We start from the raw sequence: 18,498 nt of genomic DNA, 5'->3' as shown, positions 1-18,498 counted from the left end.
CCTCTCAATAGAACGACCCAAATCACTCACGACCTCCTCGCGCAACCGCGCAAATGGCCCCAAACCGGGCGCTTTGGTCTCTAAATTGTCCCTTATGGACAGTCAAGAGCCGGGCTGAGTCGGCAGCTATGCGACTTTGCCGGGACCCTGACCCTCAAAGCAGGGAAGGAGGCCTTCACGCGCCTTTACCGGGCTCAGAGCCGCACGGTGGCCAGGACGTCCTCGGCGTCGCGCGCGAGCTCGACATCCTCTCCGGTGTCCAAGGCGAAAGCCGTGACCATCGCTCCTTCGGGACTGACGACCCGATCGCCCTCACCGAGACAGCGCGCGGCATCGACCGCGATCCCCAGCACACCGAGGGATTCCGCCAGCCGCCCGAGCAACTCGGGCTGATGAGCGGTGACCCCGCCGGTGAAGACGATCGCGTCCAGCCGGTCGAGTGCCACGGCCATCGCGCCGATCTCCCGGCGGATGCGATGCAGGTAGACCTCCAACGCCGTCACCGCGTCGGGATCCAGGGTGGCGGCCAGCGTGAGCACCGAACGCAGATCCCCGTCCGTACCGCTCATCCCGGCCAGCCCGGAGTGGCGATAGAGCGTGTCCTCCATCTCCTCGGCCGACATCGGCGCCGTCCGCATGACGTGCAGCAGCAGCCCTGGATCCACCGAACCGGACCTCGTGGCCATGGCCGGCCCTTCCAGCGGCGTGAAGCCCATACTCGTGTCGACACTCCGGCCGTCACGGATCGCGGTCACCGAGACGCCCGCGCCGAGGTGACAGCACACCAACCGGGGTGCGGTGACACCGAGGAGTTCGGCGGTGCGGCGGGCGGCGTGACGGCACGAGAGGCCGTGGAACCCGTACCGCCGCAACCGTCCTTGTCCGGTCCACGCCTTCGGCAACGGATACTTCGCAGCGGCCGCCGGCAACCCGGCGTGGAACGCGGTGTCGAAGGCCGCCACGATCGGAAGCGACGGCCTCAGCCGGATGACCGCCCGTGCCAGCCCGATCGCCCGTGGCTGGTGCAGCGGTGCCAGCGGGACGAGCCGCTCGAGTGCGTCGAGCGCCGAACCGTCGAGCCGTTCCGGGCCGGTCCTCGAGCCACCGTGCACGAAGCGGATGGCGACGGCGTCCACTGTGGACCATCGGTCGAGCGCCTGTGCCACCACCGTGGCGTCGTTTCCGGCGTCCGTCAGCGGCCACGCGGCCCAGCCGACGGGGTTACCGTCGTGCACCAGGGAAACCTTCAGGCTCGACGAGCCGGGATTCAGCGTCAGAACCCTCATCGGTCCTCCCACGCCCAATCGCGGATCTCCGGCAGGTCTTCGCCGTGCTCGACGATCCAGCGCCGGTGCCGTTCCTGTGCCTCGGCCATTCGCTGCCGCACCAGTCCCGAGCCGGTGACCGGGCCGGGCACCCGGTCGATCACGTCGATCACCAGCTGGAAACGGTCCATGCTGTTGAGGACCAGCATGTCGAACGGCGTCGTGGTGGTCCCCTGCTCGATGTAGCCACGCACATGGAGGTTGTGATGGTTCGTGCGCCGGTACGCCAGCCGGTGGATGAGCCACGGATAACCGTGATAGGCGAAGATGACCGGCCGGTCTGCGGTGAACAGGGCGTCGAACTCCCGGTCCCCCATTCCGTGCGGATGTTCCGTGGCAGGCTGGAGCCGCATCAGGTCCACCACGTTCACCACCCGGACCGCGAGCCCCGGCAAGTGCTCGCGGAGCAGTTTCACCGCGGCCAGCACCTCGACGGTCGGGGCGTCGCCGGCACAAGCGAGCACGACGTCCGGTTCCTGTTCCGGGTGCGTACTCGCCCAATCCCAGATCCCGGCACCCCTGGCACAGTGGATCGCGGCTTGTTCGTCGTCGAGCCAGACCGGGCTGTCGTTCTTCCCCGCCACGATGACGTTGACGTAATCACGGCTCCGGAGGCAGTGCTCGGCGACATGCAGCAGGGTGTTCGCGTCCGGCGGCAGGTACACGCGGACGACCTCCGCGCTCTTGTTCGCGACATGGTCGACGAATCCCGGGTCCTGATGGGAGAAACCGTTGTGGTCCTGGCGCCAGACGTGCGACGTCAGCAGGTAGGTCAGTGACGCGACCGGACGACGCCACGGGATGCCCCGATGCACCTTGAGCCATTTGACATGCTGGTTGACCATGGAGTCGACGATGTGCACGAACGCCTCGTAGCACGAGAAAAGCCCGTGCCTGCCCGACAACAGGTAGCCCTCGAGCCAGCCCTGGCACAGGTGTTCCGACAGCACCTCCATCACCCGGCCATCGGCGGCGAGGTTCTCGTCCACGGGTTCGACACCGGCGAGCCACGTCTTGGCGGTCTCCTCGAACACCGCGTCGAGCCGGTTGGACGCCGTCTCGTCGGGACCGAACAACCGGAAGTTCGCCGCACGGCGGTTCAGCGCGAACACGTCACGCAACCACCGGCCGAGTACCCGGGTCGGCTCGGCCACGGCCGCGCCCGGTCGCGCGACCGGCACCGCGTGCGCGGACACCGGCGGCAGGTTCAGCGGCCGCAACACCAGTCCCCCGTTGGCGTGCGGGCTCGAACCCATCCGGCGAGCACCCCGCGGAATGAGGGCGGTGACCTCGGGTGAGGGCCGCCCGTCTTCGTCGAAGAGGGTTTCCGGGCGGTAGGAACGAAGCCACTCCTCCAGCAGCCGCAGATGGTCCGGATTCCCTCTGGCGTTGGTGACCGGTACCTGGTGGGAACGCCAGGTGCCCTCGATCGGCTTTCCGTCCACAAAGGATGGACCCGTCCAGCCCTTGGGGCTGCGCAGGACGATCATCGGCCAGCGTGGCCGTTCCGCCGCCCTGCCCGAGGCACGGGCCCGCACCTGGATGCCTTCGATCTCGTCGAGCGCCCCGTCCAAGGCCGTCGCCATCGCCTGGTGCATGAGTTCCGGATCGGCGCCTTCGACGTAGCGCGGGGCGTATCCGTAGCCGCGCAGCAGTTCATCGAGTTCCGCCTGGGTGATCCTCGACAATACGGTGGGGTTGGCGATCTTGTACCCGTTCAGGTGCAGGATCGGCAGCACCGCACCATCGCGTGCCGGATTCAGGAACTTGCTCGACTGCCAGCTCGCGGCGAGCGGGCCGGTCTCGGCCTCACCGTCGCCGACCACGCAGGCGACGACGAGGTGCGGGTTGTCGAACGCCGCGCCGTACGCGTGGGCGAGGGAGTAACCCAGCTCGCCGCCTTCGTGGATCGACCCGGGCACCTCCGGGGCGACGTGGCTGGGAACCCCGCCGGGGAAGGAAAACTGCCGGAACAGTTTGTGGAGACCCGCCTCGTCGTAGGTGACCGCCGGCCACGCCTCCGAGTAGCTGCCTTCCAGCCAGGTGTGCGCGTACAGCGCGGGACCACCGTGTCCGGGCCCGGTGACGAACATGGCCTGGAGATCGCGGTGCACGATCGCGCGATTCAGGTGCGCGTACAGGAAGTTCAGCCCTGGTGAGGTCCCCCAGTGCCCGAGGAGCCGGGGCTTCACGTGCTCCGGTTTCAACGGCTCGGTCAGCAGGGGGTTGTCCATCAGGTAGATCTGACCGGCGGCGAGGTAGTTCGCCGCCCGCCACTGTGCGTCCACTTGGGACAGTTCCACCGGATTCAGTACGGCGGGACTGGCCGGGGCACCGAGCGCGGTCATCGGGTCTTCCTCGGCCGGACCACCAGCACGGGGCATTCGGCGTGCTGGGTCAGCGCCTGGCTGACCGAGCCGAGCAGCAGCCCGGTGAACCCACCGCGGCCGCGGCTGCCGACCACCACCAGTCGCGCCTTGGCGCTCCACTCCAGCAAGGTGTGGCGGGCCCGGTCGCGGACGAGTACGCGTTCCACGGTGACGTCAGGGTATTTCTCCTGCCAGCCCGCCAGGCGTTCCGCGAGCAGACGGCGTTCGTCGCCCTCGATGTCCTCCCACTGCGCGACCAGCCGTGCCATGCCGTACACGTCGTCGTAGGTGACGTCCGACCACGCGTGCACGGCCACCAGCGGCGCGCTACGCCGCGACGCCTCTTCGAAAGCGGTCTCCACGGCCTGTTCGCTCACCGGGCTCCCGTCGACCCCGACGACCACCGGTCCGACGGCGGGATAGTCCGTGCTGCCCTTCCTTCCCCGCAGCACCACCGTCGGACAGTGGGAATGGGCGATCACGCCCGACGCCGTCGAACCGATCACCATGCCCGAGAAGAAACCTTTGCCCGAGCCGCCGAGCACCACCATCGCCGCCGCCTTCGACGCCTCGATCAAGAACGGTGTCGGCGAGTCGAGGGGCATGGTGGTGTCCACCGGAACACCGGGAGCGGCCGTTTCGGCGTCCGCCACGGCCTCCTCCAGCAACCGCCGCCCTTGGCCGGCGAGATCGTCGAACCACGAAGCGGGCCCGGCGAGCCCGCCGCCGTAGGCCAGCTGCTCCGTTTGGAGAGCGTGCACGATCAACAGCCCCAACCCCCGCTCGGCGGCGAGAGAGGCCGCCCACCGGACGGCCGCCCGTCCGGGTTCGGATCCGTCGGTTCCGACGACGATCTTGTGTCCCGCGGTGTTCATCGGTCCTCCTCCTGATAAGTCACTGGCGTGAAAGCAGGCGCCGGTCAAAACCCGGTGCCGAGAAGTTCGTCGATCGAGCGTCGTGGGGAATGCGGGACGTCACCCGCGGGGTAGCCGAAGCGCATGAGTGCCTGGAGGGCACCGGGTAGTTCCAGGTCTTCGGACAGAGCGGCACGGACCTCCGGCAAATGCAGCGGCTGGGTCAGGACAGACCCGACGAGTCCGTGGTGGACCGCGTCGAGCCAGGTGAGCTGCAGCGCGCGTCCGGTCCGGAGATGGTCGTGCGGGGTATCGCCGTCGGTGGCCAAGGCCAGCAGGGTCTCTTCGGTGAGCCTGCGTTCGAGGACCTCGCGATCGGGCAAGGCCGTCGACTCACGGACCAGCCCCGCCCACGGCAGGGATCCGGCCGAACGCAGGTTCATGGCCAAGCCGGTTCCGTGCATATGTCCTTCGTCGCGAACCGTCCACAGAGCCAGTTCCCGCTGATAGCCGCGGTCATGCTGATAAGCCTCGGCGGCGAACTCCAGCAGGTCGGCGACCCTGGTGAGCTCGATCTCGTCGAGGATCGGCCTGGCTTCGACGCCGTTCGCGGCCGCGGTGTCGCGCAGATCCACGATCTGGTGCCTGGTCAGCGGCCGCCCCGAAAAGCGCCGGCGATGGCTGTGCCGCCGCGGGATCGCGGAGTAACGGTTCAGGTCGACCGCGGCCGGAACCACGGGCCCGCCGGGTTCGACGGCGGCGACGGCCTCGGGCCTGCCGGGCTCGGGAAACTCCACGGTGCGCGTCGCGTGGCCGAGCACCTTGATGGCGAGCTCGAGATTGGCCAGCGCGGCACCGCACGAGATGAGGCGGTCACGGCCGTGCGGGTCGTGCTCCGGAAGTTCCAGCTCCCGGCGTTCGACGAGGACGAGCTTGCCCTCCTCGAAGTTCAGCCGCCATGGCTGGATGTTGTGCACCGATGGCGCGCGCAGCACCGCCCCCGCCAGCACCTCCAGTTCCGCCGGCGACCAGTGCTCCGGAGGCCTTCGTCCGACCATTTCAGTCCTCTCCTGCTACTTCCGCGTTCTCCACGATGTGCCATGGCACCGCGTCGGCGGCAGATTCGGAGGGCTCGGATCACCAGGACCAAATACCCACGACGATGTGACGGCCACGCCGGGCCGGACGCACGGAAAGGACTCCGGTCCGGCCCATCCGGGCCTTTCGGCCCCAGAGCGGCGGCCCCGGTCGTAACAGACTCACCTCAACCGACGAAACGATGAACCGGGAGACGGCCATGGCGACGATCGAACGTGGACAGCGCGAAACCAGCGGTGTCCACCACCACAAGGAAGAAGCACGCCCGGGTCCGGTGAGCCTCGCGGTCCTCCGCATCGCCACCGGTCTGCTGTTCCTGTGGGCGTTCGCGGACAAGACCTTCGGCCTCGGTTACGCGACGACCTCCCGGAACGCCTGGCTCGACGGCGGCTCGCCGACCAAGGGCTTTTTGAGCCGCGTCGACGTCGGCCCGCTCGCCGAAACCCTGCGTTCCTGGGCGGGTACCTGGTGGGCCGATTGGCTGTTCATGGCAGGCCTGTTCGGCATCGGCGTCGCCGTGACCCTCGGCATCGGACTCCGGCTCTCGGCCATCGCCGGCACGCTCATGATGGCGCTCATGTGGGTGGCCGAATGGCCACTCGACCGCACGACCGCGGCAGGCGAGCCGACCATGTCGCCCAACCCGCTCATCGAGTACCACGTCATCTACGCGCTCGTCCTCATCGCGCTCGCCATGACAGCCGCGGGGAAGACCTTCGGCCTCGGTGAGCGCTGGGCACGATTGCCGTTGGTCGAGCACACCAAGTGGCTCCGCTGAGCCCGGTGCGGAAATCAAGTGCGGCGGACGGCACGGGGTGGAACGGACAGGTACCGTCGAAATCCGCGGGCGGGTACCACGAAGTGAGAGGAAGCGGCCATGACGACCAAGGTGTTTCTGGTCGACGACCACGAGATCGTCCGACGAGGACTCGCCGATCTCCTCGGCAGCGAAGCGGACATCACGGTGGCCGGTGAAGCGGCTTCCGTGTCCGAAGCCCTCGCTCGGATTCCGAAGAGCGACGCGGACGTCGCGGTGCTGGACGTCCGGCTCCCCGACGGCAACGGTATCGAACTCTGCCGGGAACTGCTGTCCACCCAACCGAACCTGCGGTGTCTGATGCTCACGTCCTACGCGGACGACGAAGCACTGTTCACCGCGATCATGGCCGGCGCCTCCGGCTTCGTCCTCAAACAGGTACTGGGCAACGACCTGGTATCCGCGATCCGCACCATCGCCTCCGGCGGGTCACTGCTCGACAGCCACACCACCGCCGCGCTGATGAACCGCATCCGCCGCGAACGCGACCGCGACGACCCCACCGCCGGGCTGTCGGAGCAGGAACGCACGGTCTTCGAACTGATCGGCGAAGGCCTCACCAACCGCGAAATCGGCGAACGCATGTTCCTCGCCGAGAAAACCGTGAAAAACTACGTCTCCCGGATTCTCGCCAAACTCGGCCTCCAACGCCGCACACAAGCCGCGGTCCTGGCCACCGAACTCAAGAAGGATTCCGGCCCGTCGCTGTTCGGCGATCGGTAGTGAGGGGAAGGCAAAGGTGGATGTGAGCGGGAATCGAGAGCCGGGCATGTCCCCAATGCGGCATTGGAGACATCAGACCGCCGTTGCCTTACCCCAAATAAGCACGTGTGCCCCTGTCTGAGCACGCGCGTTACACGTGAATCAGGCGAATCGGCTCTCCGCTTGGCTGATCGAGACGTGCCGCAGATCCGGGTCACTCGTGGTGATCCGGCCGCCGGGCGCGCAGTTCGGATAACTGATCGGGCTGGTGTCGATGCCGGCCGACCAGAGACGGCGGCACAGACGCAGGAGATCACCCGCGCTCAATTCGGGGACGCTGCCGCCCGAGTGAACGTTGACGTCGCCGTGTTCGAGCATGAACAGGGTGTCGCCATTGCGCAGCTGCACCCACCCGTGACCCGACCGGTGGGCTTCGCAGCCCACGGCGAGGTAGAACCGCACCGACCGCGGCAGGTGGCCGGTACGGAAACGCCGTATCTCCTGGGAAATCGACAAGTTCGCCAAGTGGGGACTAACCATGATGAGGCTCCTGATAGGACGGGTTCCTGAGGTAACCCGCCACGGTCTGGAGCGGTGAGACGGCCTGGACTTCGAGCCGGTCGGCTGTCGGCGCGAACTTTCGCACCGGTCGCGGAAGAACGCAACCAGCGGTCAGGGGACCACGCGGGGCCCTCTCATCGTCGATGAACAGGAGAATTTCCCCGCGTGTCAAAGTTTTTCTCGAAAGAGACGGGCCTGCGACGGAGCACATAGGACCGATCAGGTCAACCCGATCGTGTCAGCGTTACGCCACGAAACCGAACCCTTCACCAACGCGCGGGCGAAGCTCACCGACCAGGTGTGACGATTTCGGCAAGGCGGGCGATGTCGTCGAGCTCATCGGTGGCCGGATTGAAGATCAGCTCGTCGGCGCCGAGGTCGGCGTAGGCACGTACGGTTTCGCGGATCGCCTCGGGGGTGGTGTTCACCGCGGAGGTGACGACGTCGGCCATGCCCATGGTGCTGTAGTAGTCGTGGACCTTCGCCCGGCCGGTTTCGGGCTCGCCGAGGGCGAAGTACGCGATGGCGACGATCCGCGGCTCGCCCTCGCGACCGGCTTCCCGCCATGCGGCTCGGGCCTGCTCGAACGCCCCGGCGACCATCTCGTGCGGCATCGAGCCGCCGATGTAGCCCTCACCCCACTTCGCCATCCGCGCCAGTGCCGCGGGCGCGAACCCACCGAACAGAAGCGGGACTTCGCGGGTGCCGGGCGGCACGGCGGCGTTGTCCCCACCGCCGACGGGCTCGCCGTTCCACACACTCCGGTAGACGCCGAGGTCGGCATCGATCCGCTTGCCGAGCCCCTTCGGACCGAGTCCGTCGGCGACGAAGTCGTCCGGGCGGCCGCCGATGCCGACGCCGAGAGTGAGACGGCCGCCGGAGACGCCGTCGATCCCGGCGATCTCCTTCGCCAACAGCACGGGCGGCCATACAGTGCCGATCAGGACGTTGCTGAGCAGCCCGATCGTCCTGGTGGCGCCGGCCGCGGCGGCGAGCGCGACGGTGTCCATGACTCCGGGATAGGCGATCCTCCCGACGGTGCCGAGCGACGAGAACCCGGCTTCCTCGGCCTGGGCGGCCCAGGTCGGGAGGGCATCCGGACGCATGTCGCGGACCTGGTTGGGCAAGCCGACGCCGATCTTCATGCGAACCTCTCGAGGAATCGGGAACCTTGCTCCCAAGATCCCGCGAAAGACGGAACCGCGCCACCTTCTCGCCACGACGACGGAACCGTCGCGAGCCAGGCGGCTCTCAGCCGCCGGACAGGGTCGCGGTGGTGACCTCGTTCGTCTCCGGCAGCAGAAGCTGCGTCGCGGCCAGTTCCCGGTAGAGGTCGTCGCCTGCCACGAGTTCCTCGTGCGAACCGGTGGCCCGCACCCGGCCCGCGTCCATCACCACGATGCGATCGGCCCTGGTCACCGTGGACAGTCGATGCGCCACCACCAGCACGGTGAGCTCACCGGCCACCTCCACCACCACCTCGCGCAGCGCGGCCTCGTTCACCGCGTCCAGCTGCGAAGTGGCCTCGTCGAGCAGGAGCAGCCGCGGCTTGCGCAGCAGCGCACGGGAAATGGCGACCCGTTGCCGCTCCCCGCCGGAGAGCGAACTCCCCCGGTGCCCGACGACCGTGTCGATGCCGTCGGGCAAGCGGTCGACGAGCTCGGTCAGCCTGGTGCGCTCGAGCACGGCCCGGATCTCGCTGTCGGGGCACGGTGCCGCCATGCCCATGGTCAGGTTTTCCCGCAGTGTCCCGGCCAGGACCGGTGCGTCCTGCTCCACGTACCCGATGGCGGCACGCAGTTCCTCGAGCGACCATTCCCGGAGGTCCAGCCCGTCCATCGAGATGGTTCCGCCGGTGGGCTCGTAAAACCGTTCCACCAAGGAGAACAGGGTGGATTTGCCCGCCCCCGACGGGCCGACCACCGCGGTCAGCCCGCCGGGGCACACCTCGAACGTGACTCCGCGGTGGACCGGCGCGCTGTCCGGGTAGGCGAAGTCCACGTCCTGGAAGGCGAGCGTGGCGGGCTCGCGGCTCCCCGCGTCCGGTGCCCGATCCCGTTCCTCGGACACGGGTTCGACCTCGAGCCGCTGCACCTCACGGATGCGCCGCACCGCCGCCACCCCGGTGCTGAAGGTCGACGCCGCGGTGATCAGCCCGGCGACCGGCTCGATCAGCCAGAACAGGTAGAGCAGGAAGGCGATCAGCGTGCCGACCGGGATGGCACCGGACGCGACCCGCGCGCCGCCCACCCCCAGCACGACGAGGAACGAAACATGGATGGCCAGCAACGCGCCGGAGCTGACGACGGCACCGAGGCGGGCGAGCCTCAGGCCGAAGAACCACGCCTGGCCGGTGGCGGCGTCCAGCTTTTCGCTCTCGTTTCGTTCCGCGCCGAACGCCTTGACGGTGCGGAACGCGCCGAGCAGGCGTTCCAGCACCGAACTGACGTCCCCGATGGCCTCCTGCACCTTCGTGCTGTAGCGCTGGAAAAACGGTACCGCCAGCCCGATCAGCACCGCGGCCACCAGCAGCACGCCCAGGGTGGCCAGCAGCAGCACCGCGTCCAGCCACAGCATCGCCGCCAGGACGGCCACCAGCATCAGCAGGCCCTTGAGGGCGTCCACCAGTGTTTGGGTGACCGACTGCCGCAGCAGCGTGGTGTCCGCGGTGATCCTGGACATCAGATCGCCCGGCTGGATGCGGCTGGTCTCGGACAGTCGCATCCGCACGATCCGCGACACCATATCCCGGCGAGACTTCAGGACCACCGACTCGGCCACGCGGCCCAGCAGGTAGTAACCGACCGTGGCGAGTATCGCGCCGCCCACCACCGCGGCGGTGAGCATCAGCAGCGGCCCGGCCACGCCGCGGTCCTCGCCCAGCGCGTCGACGATCCACTTGGCCATCACCGGCTGGCTGAGCCCCACCAGCGAGCCGGACAGCGTCAGCAGCGCACCGACGATCACCACCTTCCGGTGGGGCGCCAGGTAAGCCAGCATGTCGCGCCAGGCCGAGGCCTGGAGCATCGTCGCGCGCTCAGATTCCACCAAGGGCCCCCGGGCGGCCACGGGTGGCGGAAGCCGACGTGGCGAGCAGCTTCTCCGCCTCCGCGCGGACCTCGTCCCTGGCCGCCCGTACCTCGGCGGCCATCGGCCGGTCCACCTCGAGCGGCGGCGAGATCTCGGCGAGCCGGTCCCAGAGGCCTGATCCGCTGACGCTCTTGCCGAGCCTGGAGGTCAGCTGGGCGATGGTCACGCCGAGTGAGCCGATCACCAGCCAGCCCAGCTCCAGCGCCTCGGCCACCGAGTTGGCCCCGTTCAGCGCCATCGGCACGTGGTCCTGGTTCCAGCCGTTGGTGGGCAGCGTGGTGAGCGAGGCCGGGTACACCAGCTGCCGGATCCGGGAAACGAAGGAGGTGGCGCTCAGCTGCACACCGGCGAGTCCGGCGCCCCGGCCCGGCCGCGGCGTCAGCATCGGCGGCAGATCGCCGTTGGTCACCGGGTTCACCAGCAGGCCGAGCTGACGTTCGGCCAGGTACACCGCGGAATGCAGGGCGAGGCCGGTCTGCTCGGCGGCGAACCCGACCGGCATGGCGTGGAAGTTGCCACCGTGCAGCACTTCGTCCTGGAACACGATCGGGTTGTCGGTGACCCCGTTGGCCTCCCGCCGCAACAGTTCACCGGCGTGGTCGAGCTGATCGAGCACAGCCCCGAGCACCTGCGGCCCGCACCGGAGGCTGTAGGGCTCCTGCAACGGACGGGACGGGTCGCGTTCGGCGTCCGCCGGGAGCTCGGCGCGAATCCACTCCGCCACCTCCAGCTGACCGGCCTGGCCGCGGGCGATCCCGATACCCGCCTGGTAATGCTCGGGATTCGAGCCGAGCAGGGCGTTGATCCGGCCGGTCAGCAACGCGGCGGCACGCACCAGGGTCAGCGCGGACTGCTGGTTCACGATCGCCATGGCCAGGCTCACCCCGGTGCCGTTGACGAAGGCGAGTGCCTCCCTGACCGGCCAGACGAACGGTTCGATCCCCAGGTCCGCCAGCGTCTCCGCGGCGGGCTTGTTTTCCCAGCCACCGCCTGCCTTGCGCACCCACGCCTCGCCCTCGCCGGTGTGGCTCAGCGCCGCGTGGGCGAGCGGCTGGAGGTCGCCGCTCGCGCTGACCGTGCCGTGCCGCGGGATCGCCGGGACGAACCCGGCGTTCCACGCCTGCGCCAGGCGGTGCCAGAAGTCCGGCGACACCGCGGAAAAGCCCTTCCGCATGCTGTTCAGGCGGAGCCAGACGACGAGGCTGCACACCTCGGGGGGCAGCGATTCGCCCTGGGCGGAGCCGAGATGGGAAATGAGGCTGTCGCCCTGTTCGAGTTCGGACTCGGCCTCGAACAACACCAGTGGGCCGAACCCCTGTGTCAGGCCGTAGATCGGCTTACCGGCGGCCAGCTCCTTGGCCACGGTGGCGGCACAGGTCTCCATCCTGGCGATGTCCTCTTCGCTCAGCGGCGGCAGGTGCGCCTCCCACGCCGCGTTGCGGAGGATGTCACCGAGGGAGAAGTCGTCCTGGAGATCGGCGGTGGTGGTCACGTTGTCGCTCCTGAATCACTCGGTTCGGATTTCTGTACTCGGCGGTACTTGCCGATTTCCGTGCGGTCGATCCTGGCCACGGCGCGGACCCGTCGCGGGCGCACGCCGAGGCGGTCGAACGCGGCGGTGAGGTCGAGGTCGGAAAGCTCGGTGCCGGGTTTGAGCACCACCACCAGCTCGATGTGCTCGCCGATCATCGGATCGGTCACCGGGCGGACGGCGTAGTCGGCGCAGTCGAGCACCGGGCTGAGCAGGTCCTCCAGCCGGTCGAGGTTGAATCGCCTGCCGTTGATGTTGACCAGCCTGGTCCGACGGCCGCTGAACCGGAAGCCGCGCTCGCCGAGCCGCTCCACGTAGTCGTCGAGCTCGCAGAACTCGGGCGCGACGCCGTCGCTGACGAGGGCCAGCCGGGGGCTGCGGACCTTCAGTGTCACCTCGCCCTCACCGGGTACCAGCGGATCGGCGAAGGAGACGTCGTCGATCAGCCGCCAGTCCGGTGGTGCGCCTTCGGACCACTGCCTGGTGCCCACCCCGCCCGACTCGGTCGCCCCGAACACCTCGATGATCCGTGCCCGTTCCTTGCCGGCCGCTTCGAGAAAGTCCATCGCGGCGTCGGGAACCATGCCGCTGGCGTGCAGCACCGTGACCTGGTCGATGGACCGGACCCACGACAGGTTCCGGTGCAGCAGCGAGAAGATCCAGGGAATGGCCATCACCGCCCAGCGACGGTGCTCGTCCACCGGCGGGAACTGCCCGGCGAACTGCGGGCGGTACCAGACGGGGAGCCCCAGCCGCGCCGGGACCAGCACGCTCGTCAAGGCACCGTAGAGATGCTTCGAGTGCACAAAGGACAGTACGGCTTCCGGCGACCGTGGGCGGAGGAGCCCGGCGAGCATGCCCGCCTCGGCCCAGATGTGTTTCTTCGTGCGGTACCAGGTCTGGCTCGCCCCGGTCGTCCCGGAGGTATGGAACTCCACCGTATCCGGCAACGCGCCGAGCACCAGTTCGGCGATGGCGTCGAGATCGCCGCCGAACCGGTCCCACCGCACGCACCACGGCCGGTCGGTGATCTTCGGCGAATCGAATCCCTCGGCCAGCAACTCCTCCGGTTTCAGCTCGGAGTAGGTCACAACACGCTCCCTCGCCCGCTTATGAGGCATTATCCAGCCCGAATACGTGAATAATGGAAAGAAATGATCACCGAGTAATTCCCCACGCCGATCGTATAGCAGCGAGTCCGCGGTTGACCAGCAATGGAGACCATTCTTTGGGGCGCGCCGAAATCAGTCGACGATCTCCTGCTCGTCATTGACCCATTCATGCCGATCCACCTGGAACCCGTACAGGTTCCAGTGGCGGCCGCGGAAGTACAGGTAGTCCGAGAGCACGCTGAGCACCCGCTCGTCGCCCGGCCGCATCCCGAACGAGCCGAGACTGGCCTCGGTGGTCTCGGTGATCACCCGGTCCACATTGAACATGCAGAAGGCGTAGTTGATGGTGAGGCCGATGGCTTCGCCACCGAGACCCAGCCGGTTCAGGGCGGGGTCCAGATAGGTACCGCAGCGGATGTGCCCGGCCTGGTCGAGGCCGAACAGCAGGCTGAAGCCGAGCAGTTCCCCGCGCGACCGGCTGAACACCTGGAACGCCGCGTTCGGTGGTGGTCCCGCCGCCCTCGGCCCACCGGTGTTCGGCCGCACGCTTTCGATTCCGGTGCGCAGCACCGTGCGAAAGAACTCCGCACGCGCCTCGGCGGTCGCCGGGCGCAGTTCGACCCGCCGCGTCGCGGTCTCCGGAAGAATGATTCTCTTGGTCACATCGAACCCCTTGCTCCACTCTGTCAGCCATTCACCTGGGCTCCTCACCGGCCGTTGCGGTGCCCTACACTCGGTACATCGTTTCGCGCACGATGGGGAGCCAGGAGAGCCATGGAGCAACCGGAGTCGCCACCCAGGAATCAATTCCACCGGGACGCGATCACCTGGTGGCGCATACGAGTCGCCCTGATCTTCGCGGCCGCGGTTGCGGTGCTGGTCCTGCTCGCTTCCGTGCCAGGGTTGTTCAAACCCGGCGGGCCCTGGCTGTTCTGGCCCGCCGGCGTGATCGCCGTTTCGGCGATCCCCGTGGTGATCGTGCTGCCGCGGTTCTGGTACCAGGTGAATCGGTGGGAAACCACCGATACCGCGGTCTACGTGCGTACCGGCTACTTCTGGCGGGAACTACGCGTGGCTCCGCGGTCCCGGATCCAGACGGTGGACACGGTTCGCGGCCCGCTGCAGACCCGGCTCGGCCTGGCCACCCTGACCGTGACCACCGCCTCGTCGAAGGGCGCGCTGAAGTTCGGAGGGCTGTCCAGCGACCACGCCGACGAACTCGCCCGCCTGCTCACCATCACCACCGGGGCGGAGCCTCATTCGAATTCCTGAGCCAGCTGTATCAGGTATTTGCCGTAGTCGGAGTTCTTCATCTCGGTGCCGAGTTCGAGGCACCTGTTCGCGTCGATGTAGCCCATGCGCAGGGCGATCTCCTCGAGACAGGCCACCTGTACGCCCTGGCGGTGCTGAATCGTCTGCACGTACTGGCTTGCCGCCAGCAACATGTCGTGCGTTCCCGCGTCGAGCCAGGTGTAGCCGCGGCCGAGGCGCACCAGTTTGGCCCGCCCCTGCTTGAGGTAGACCTGGTTGACGTCGGTGATCTCCAGTTCGCCCCGCGCCGACGGGGCCAGGCTCTTCGCGATCTCGACGACCTCGGAGTCGTAGAAGTACAGCCCCACGATCGCGTTGTCGGACCGCGGTTTCACCGGTTTCTCCTCCAGCGAGACCAGGTTGCCCGCGGCGTCGATCTCGCCGATGCCGAACCGCTCGGGATCCGACACGGGGTAGCTGAACAGCGTGCATCCGTCCAGGTTCTGGCGCGAGGACCGCAATAGCTGCGGGAAACCGGCGCCGTGCAGGAGATTGTCCCCCAGGATGAGCGCCGACGGTTCGCCGTTGATGTGCTTTTCGCCGATGACGAACGCCTCGGCGATACCGCGGGGCTCGTCCTGCTTGGCGTAGTCGATGTTCAGGCCCAGCCGGTTACCGTCACCGAGCAGGCCCTGCAGCAACGGCAGGCTGGCCTGGTCGGAGATCACCAGGATGTCCCTGATTCCGGCCAGCATCAGCACCGACAGCGGGTAGTACACCATCGGTTTGTCATAGATGGCGAGCAGCTGCTTCGAGGTGCCCCGGGTCAGTGGGTACATGCGCGTTCCACTGCCCCCGGCGAGCAAAATTCCCTTCATCGGATTCCGTTCAGTCGTTGATGCTGGCGAGGTATTCGTAGCAGCTGGGCAGTGCCGCGACCATTTCCTGTGCCTCGGCCTTGATCTTCGCGAACTCCGCCAACGCGTTCGACGGATCGAGATGAAGCAACGCCGGCGCCGGCGTCTTCGGCCGATGACCCAAACCCATCGTCATCGCCGTCCACGAATAACTCTCAAACCCATGATAATGAGGATAAATAGTCTCCTCATCAAGCAACCGGCTCTGCGCCAGCTCCATCCGCTCCAGCAACTCACCCGGAGCCGACCGGATCTTCGCCTCCTTCCAATACGGCGTGTCATCCCGCCCCGCCGCCTTGTAATGCAACACCAAAAACTCCTTCACCCCATCCACCGCACGCGCGATCCGATCGTTATAAGCCGCCACCACCACCGGATCGAACCCCGCACCAGGAAAATGCTTCACCAACTGCTCGACAGCATGCTGAATGAAAAAGATCCCCGTCGACTCCAACGGCTCCACAAACGCACTCGACAACCCCACCGCAACACAATTACCCACCCACGACCGCGCATGCCGACCAATCCGCATCCGGATATGATTCGCCTCCAGATCGTCCTGACCGGGAGCCACCGTCTCCCGCAACTCCCGCTCCGCCTCCTCCGGCGAAACAAACGCATCCGAATACACATAACCATGACCATTACGACGGAACAACGGAATCGTCCACATCCACCCCGCACTCGACGCCCGCGCCGTCGTATACGGATCCATCTCCCGAACATCATCCCGCGGCACCCGCAACGCCACCGCCCGATTATTCGGCAACACATCCTCAAAAGACTCGAACCGCTCCCCCAACGCCTGACCGATCAACAACGACCGGAACCCCGTGCAATCAACATACAAATCACCCGTGACCACACCATGCCCAGCCGTCCGCACCCCACCGATCCAGCCACGCTCGTCCCGCAACACCTCATCCACCGTATCCACCACATGACGCACACCCCGCGCCACCGCATACTCACACAAAAACTCCGCCACCCGATCCGCATCAAAATGATACGCATACGGAAACTGCTCCCGCTGCTCCGCCAACGTCGAACGCCCCAACCCCCCATCCAACCCCGACGCGAACAACGAACCATCCAACCGCCGCGGCGACCGCTTCGCCTCACTCAACGCCGTCGTCAAAAACACCTGACGATCCATCGGCACACCACGATCACCCACCGCCAGCCACCAATCAGCCAACGAAAACCCATCCACCACCCGCAACCGCTCAAACGGATGATAAAAATACTCACCCCCACCCTGCCAATTCTCAAAACGAATCCCCAACTTGTAACCACCCGCACACCGAGGCAACCACTCCGCCTCATCAACCCCCAAATAATCAAAAAAATGCCGAACCGTACTGAACGTCGCCTCCCCCACCCCAATCCGCGACACCCCAGCCGACTCCACCAACGTCACCCCGACACGACCCCCAAACGCCGCCTTCAAATAAGACGCCGTCATCCACCCAGCAGTACCCCCACCCACAACAACAACCGAACCAACCACCACAAAACTCCCTCAAATCTCGATGGAAACCCAGGCAGAAACCCGGTCGGACACGCCATGCGACGGCGTTTTATCCCGGAAAACGAACGCGGTCAGCCGAGCTGGACGTCGGGCACGTAAAGAATCCATTTCCCGCCCGCGTCACGGAACCCCTGCTCCTTGTCCATGATCTCGTCCGCGTGGTTCCAGGCGTACAGCAACGCGTAGTCGGGGTAAGGATCGGAAAAGGCCTCCGGCGCACGGACCGGTATGTGCGTCCCCGGGGTGAGTCGCCCCTGCTTGTCCGGAGTGCTGTCGGAGACGAACGAAACCAGCTCCGGCCCGATGCCGCAGAAGTTGTTCACCGTGGCGCTCTTGGCGGTCGCACCGTACCCGACGACGGTCTTGCCCTCGTCCCGCAGCCGCGACAAGAGCGCGACCAGATCACCGCGGATCTTCGTCACCTTGTCCCCGAACGCGCGCAGCGTGGCCAACTCGGCGATCTTGTTCGCCTTCTCCTCGGCGAGCAGGTCCGCCACCGCGGGCGACGGTTCGCGCGCATCCGCGTGCGCCAGGCTGTACCGCACCTCGCCGCCGTGCACGGTCAGCCGTTCGACGTCCACCAGCGCCAAGCCGTAGCGGGCCGCCATCGACTGCACCGACCGGGCGGAAAAGAAGAAGAAGTGCTCGTCGTAGATCTGGTCGAACGAGGTGCGCTGGAGGATGTCGCCGAGATACGGATCCTCGAAGACGAAGACCCCGGTCGGCGCGAGCAGCGCCTTCACCCCACGGAGAATGGATTCCATGTAAGGGATGTGGCACAGGGTGTTGGCCGCGTAGATCACGTCGGCGGGCCCGTCCTCGGCGAGGATCTCCCGCGCCGTCCGCTCCTCGAAGAACGACTTGCGCACCCGGACGCCCTTGGCCGCGGCCAGGTCGGCGACGCCGCCGGAGGGTTCCACTCCCAGATGCCGGATCCCGGCCTCGGCCAGCACCTTGAGCATGACGCCGTCATTGCAGCCCAGCTCCACGACCATCGGGTCGTCGCCGGTCAGTTCGGTGCCCAGCAGACGCTTCGCGGTCTCCTCGAAGTGCGTGCGCATGAACGACGACCCCGACGAGTGATACGGGTAGTCGACATGGAACATCCGCTCCCTCGGCACCTCCTCCATGAGCTGGACCATGGAGCAGCTCTGGCACACCCCGGTGGCCAGCCGGAAGAAGAACTCTTCGTTTTTGTCGGCCTCCGGCGGCAAGAAGCAATCCGAAAGCGGCTGGCGGCCGAAATCAAAGAACTCGATGACCACACCGCCACAGACGCGGCACACCCCATTGGTCGACATAGAAACTCCTGACTTGGCTTGACATCGATTTCAGACAAC

Annotated in this window: 16 protein-coding genes; 3 read left to right on the top strand and 13 right to left on the bottom strand. The window is 67.0% G+C overall.

Annotation, left to right across the window (positions count from 1 at the left end):
• Positions 1-194 precede the first annotated feature (194 nt).
• Genes ACZ7KI_RS13045 through ACZ7KI_RS13030 form a run of 4 tightly spaced genes read right to left on the bottom strand, consistent with a single transcriptional unit; the run spans position 195 to position 5,606 of the window.
• Positions 195-1,286, bottom strand: a complete 1,092-nt coding sequence (locus ACZ7KI_RS13045) for an acetate/propionate family kinase (RefSeq protein ID WP_470273346.1) — start codon at positions 1,284-1,286, stop codon at positions 195-197.
• Positions 1,283-3,673 (bottom strand): phosphoketolase family protein, encoded by a 2,391-nt coding sequence (locus ACZ7KI_RS13040; protein ID WP_470273345.1) that lies wholly within the window; start codon positions 3,671-3,673, stop codon positions 1,283-1,285. The genes ACZ7KI_RS13045 and ACZ7KI_RS13040 overlap by 4 nt, the downstream gene beginning before the upstream one ends.
• Positions 3,670-4,569 (bottom strand): universal stress protein, encoded by a 900-nt coding sequence (locus ACZ7KI_RS13035; RefSeq protein ID WP_470273344.1) that lies wholly within the window; start codon positions 4,567-4,569, stop codon positions 3,670-3,672. Before ACZ7KI_RS13035 ends, ACZ7KI_RS13040 begins: the two co-directional genes overlap by 4 nt.
• 44 nt (positions 4,570-4,613) lie before the next feature.
• On the bottom strand, positions 4,614-5,606 hold the full coding sequence (locus tag ACZ7KI_RS13030; protein WP_470273343.1) for an Acg family FMN-binding oxidoreductase: 993 nt from the start codon (positions 5,604-5,606) through the stop codon (positions 4,614-4,616).
• A gap of 239 nt (positions 5,607-5,845) precedes the next feature.
• Here ACZ7KI_RS13030 and ACZ7KI_RS13025 point away from each other — a divergent pair, with 239 nt between their 5' ends.
• Both ACZ7KI_RS13025 and ACZ7KI_RS13020 read left to right on the top strand, forming a co-directional pair.
• A complete protein-coding gene (locus ACZ7KI_RS13025) occupies positions 5,846-6,424 on the top strand; it encodes a hypothetical protein (RefSeq protein ID WP_470273342.1) in 579 nt (192 codons plus the stop codon).
• A 99-nt stretch (positions 6,425-6,523) separates the two neighbouring features.
• On the top strand, positions 6,524-7,186 hold the full coding sequence (locus ACZ7KI_RS13020) for a response regulator transcription factor (protein WP_470273341.1): 663 nt from the start codon (positions 6,524-6,526) through the stop codon (positions 7,184-7,186).
• A gap of 141 nt (positions 7,187-7,327) precedes the next feature.
• Here ACZ7KI_RS13020 and ACZ7KI_RS13015 read toward each other — a convergent pair whose 3' ends face one another.
• From ACZ7KI_RS13015 to ACZ7KI_RS12990, 6 genes are all read right to left on the bottom strand, one after another.
• Positions 7,328-7,705: a hypothetical protein gene (locus ACZ7KI_RS13015; RefSeq protein ID WP_470273340.1), complete on the bottom strand. Its 378-nt coding sequence runs from the start codon at positions 7,703-7,705 to the stop codon at positions 7,328-7,330.
• 308 nt (positions 7,706-8,013) lie between these two features.
• Positions 8,014-8,871: an LLM class flavin-dependent oxidoreductase gene (locus ACZ7KI_RS13010; protein ID WP_470273339.1), complete on the bottom strand. Its 858-nt coding sequence runs from the start codon at positions 8,869-8,871 to the stop codon at positions 8,014-8,016.
• Between the two features lie 106 nt (positions 8,872-8,977).
• Positions 8,978-10,774 carry an ABC transporter ATP-binding protein gene (locus ACZ7KI_RS13005; RefSeq protein WP_470273338.1) on the bottom strand — a complete coding sequence of 599 codons (1,797 nt, stop codon included), beginning with the start codon at positions 10,772-10,774 and terminating at the stop codon, positions 8,978-8,980.
• Positions 10,764-12,308, bottom strand: coding sequence for an aromatic amino acid lyase (locus ACZ7KI_RS13000; RefSeq protein ID WP_470273337.1), 1,545 nt, complete (start codon positions 12,306-12,308; stop codon positions 10,764-10,766). The genes ACZ7KI_RS13005 and ACZ7KI_RS13000 overlap by 11 nt, the downstream gene beginning before the upstream one ends.
• A complete protein-coding gene (locus ACZ7KI_RS12995; protein WP_470273336.1) occupies positions 12,305-13,438 on the bottom strand; it encodes a class I adenylate-forming enzyme family protein in 1,134 nt (377 codons plus the stop codon). The genes ACZ7KI_RS13000 and ACZ7KI_RS12995 overlap by 4 nt, the downstream gene beginning before the upstream one ends.
• A gap of 153 nt (positions 13,439-13,591) precedes the next feature.
• Positions 13,592-14,122: a hypothetical protein gene (locus ACZ7KI_RS12990; protein ID WP_470273335.1), complete on the bottom strand. Its 531-nt coding sequence runs from the start codon at positions 14,120-14,122 to the stop codon at positions 13,592-13,594.
• 111 nt (positions 14,123-14,233) lie between these two features.
• Between ACZ7KI_RS12990 and ACZ7KI_RS12985 the strand changes: the two genes are divergently transcribed.
• Positions 14,234-14,731, top strand: coding sequence for a PH domain-containing protein (locus tag ACZ7KI_RS12985; RefSeq protein WP_470273334.1), 498 nt, complete (start codon positions 14,234-14,236; stop codon positions 14,729-14,731).
• On the opposite strand, the gene rfbA is transcribed toward ACZ7KI_RS12985, so the two are convergent.
• From rfbA to ACZ7KI_RS12970, 3 genes are all read right to left on the bottom strand, one after another.
• Positions 14,716-15,588, bottom strand: a complete 873-nt coding sequence (gene rfbA, locus ACZ7KI_RS12980) for a glucose-1-phosphate thymidylyltransferase RfbA (RefSeq protein ID WP_470273333.1) — start codon at positions 15,586-15,588, stop codon at positions 14,716-14,718. The genes ACZ7KI_RS12985 and rfbA overlap by 16 nt on opposite strands.
• 10 nt (positions 15,589-15,598) lie before the next feature.
• Entirely contained in the window at positions 15,599-17,116 is a 1,518-nt protein-coding gene (locus ACZ7KI_RS12975; protein ID WP_470273437.1) for a tryptophan halogenase family protein, read from the bottom strand.
• A gap of 113 nt (positions 17,117-17,229) precedes the next feature.
• On the bottom strand, positions 17,230-18,459 hold the full coding sequence (locus ACZ7KI_RS12970) for a methyltransferase domain-containing protein (protein ID WP_470273332.1): 1,230 nt from the start codon (positions 18,457-18,459) through the stop codon (positions 17,230-17,232).
• Positions 18,460-18,498: the final 39 nt, after the last annotated feature.

It is taken from the genome of Amycolatopsis sp. NPDC039088 (genome assembly GCF_055598845.1).
This window is presented reverse-complemented; position numbering and strand designations above follow the sequence as displayed.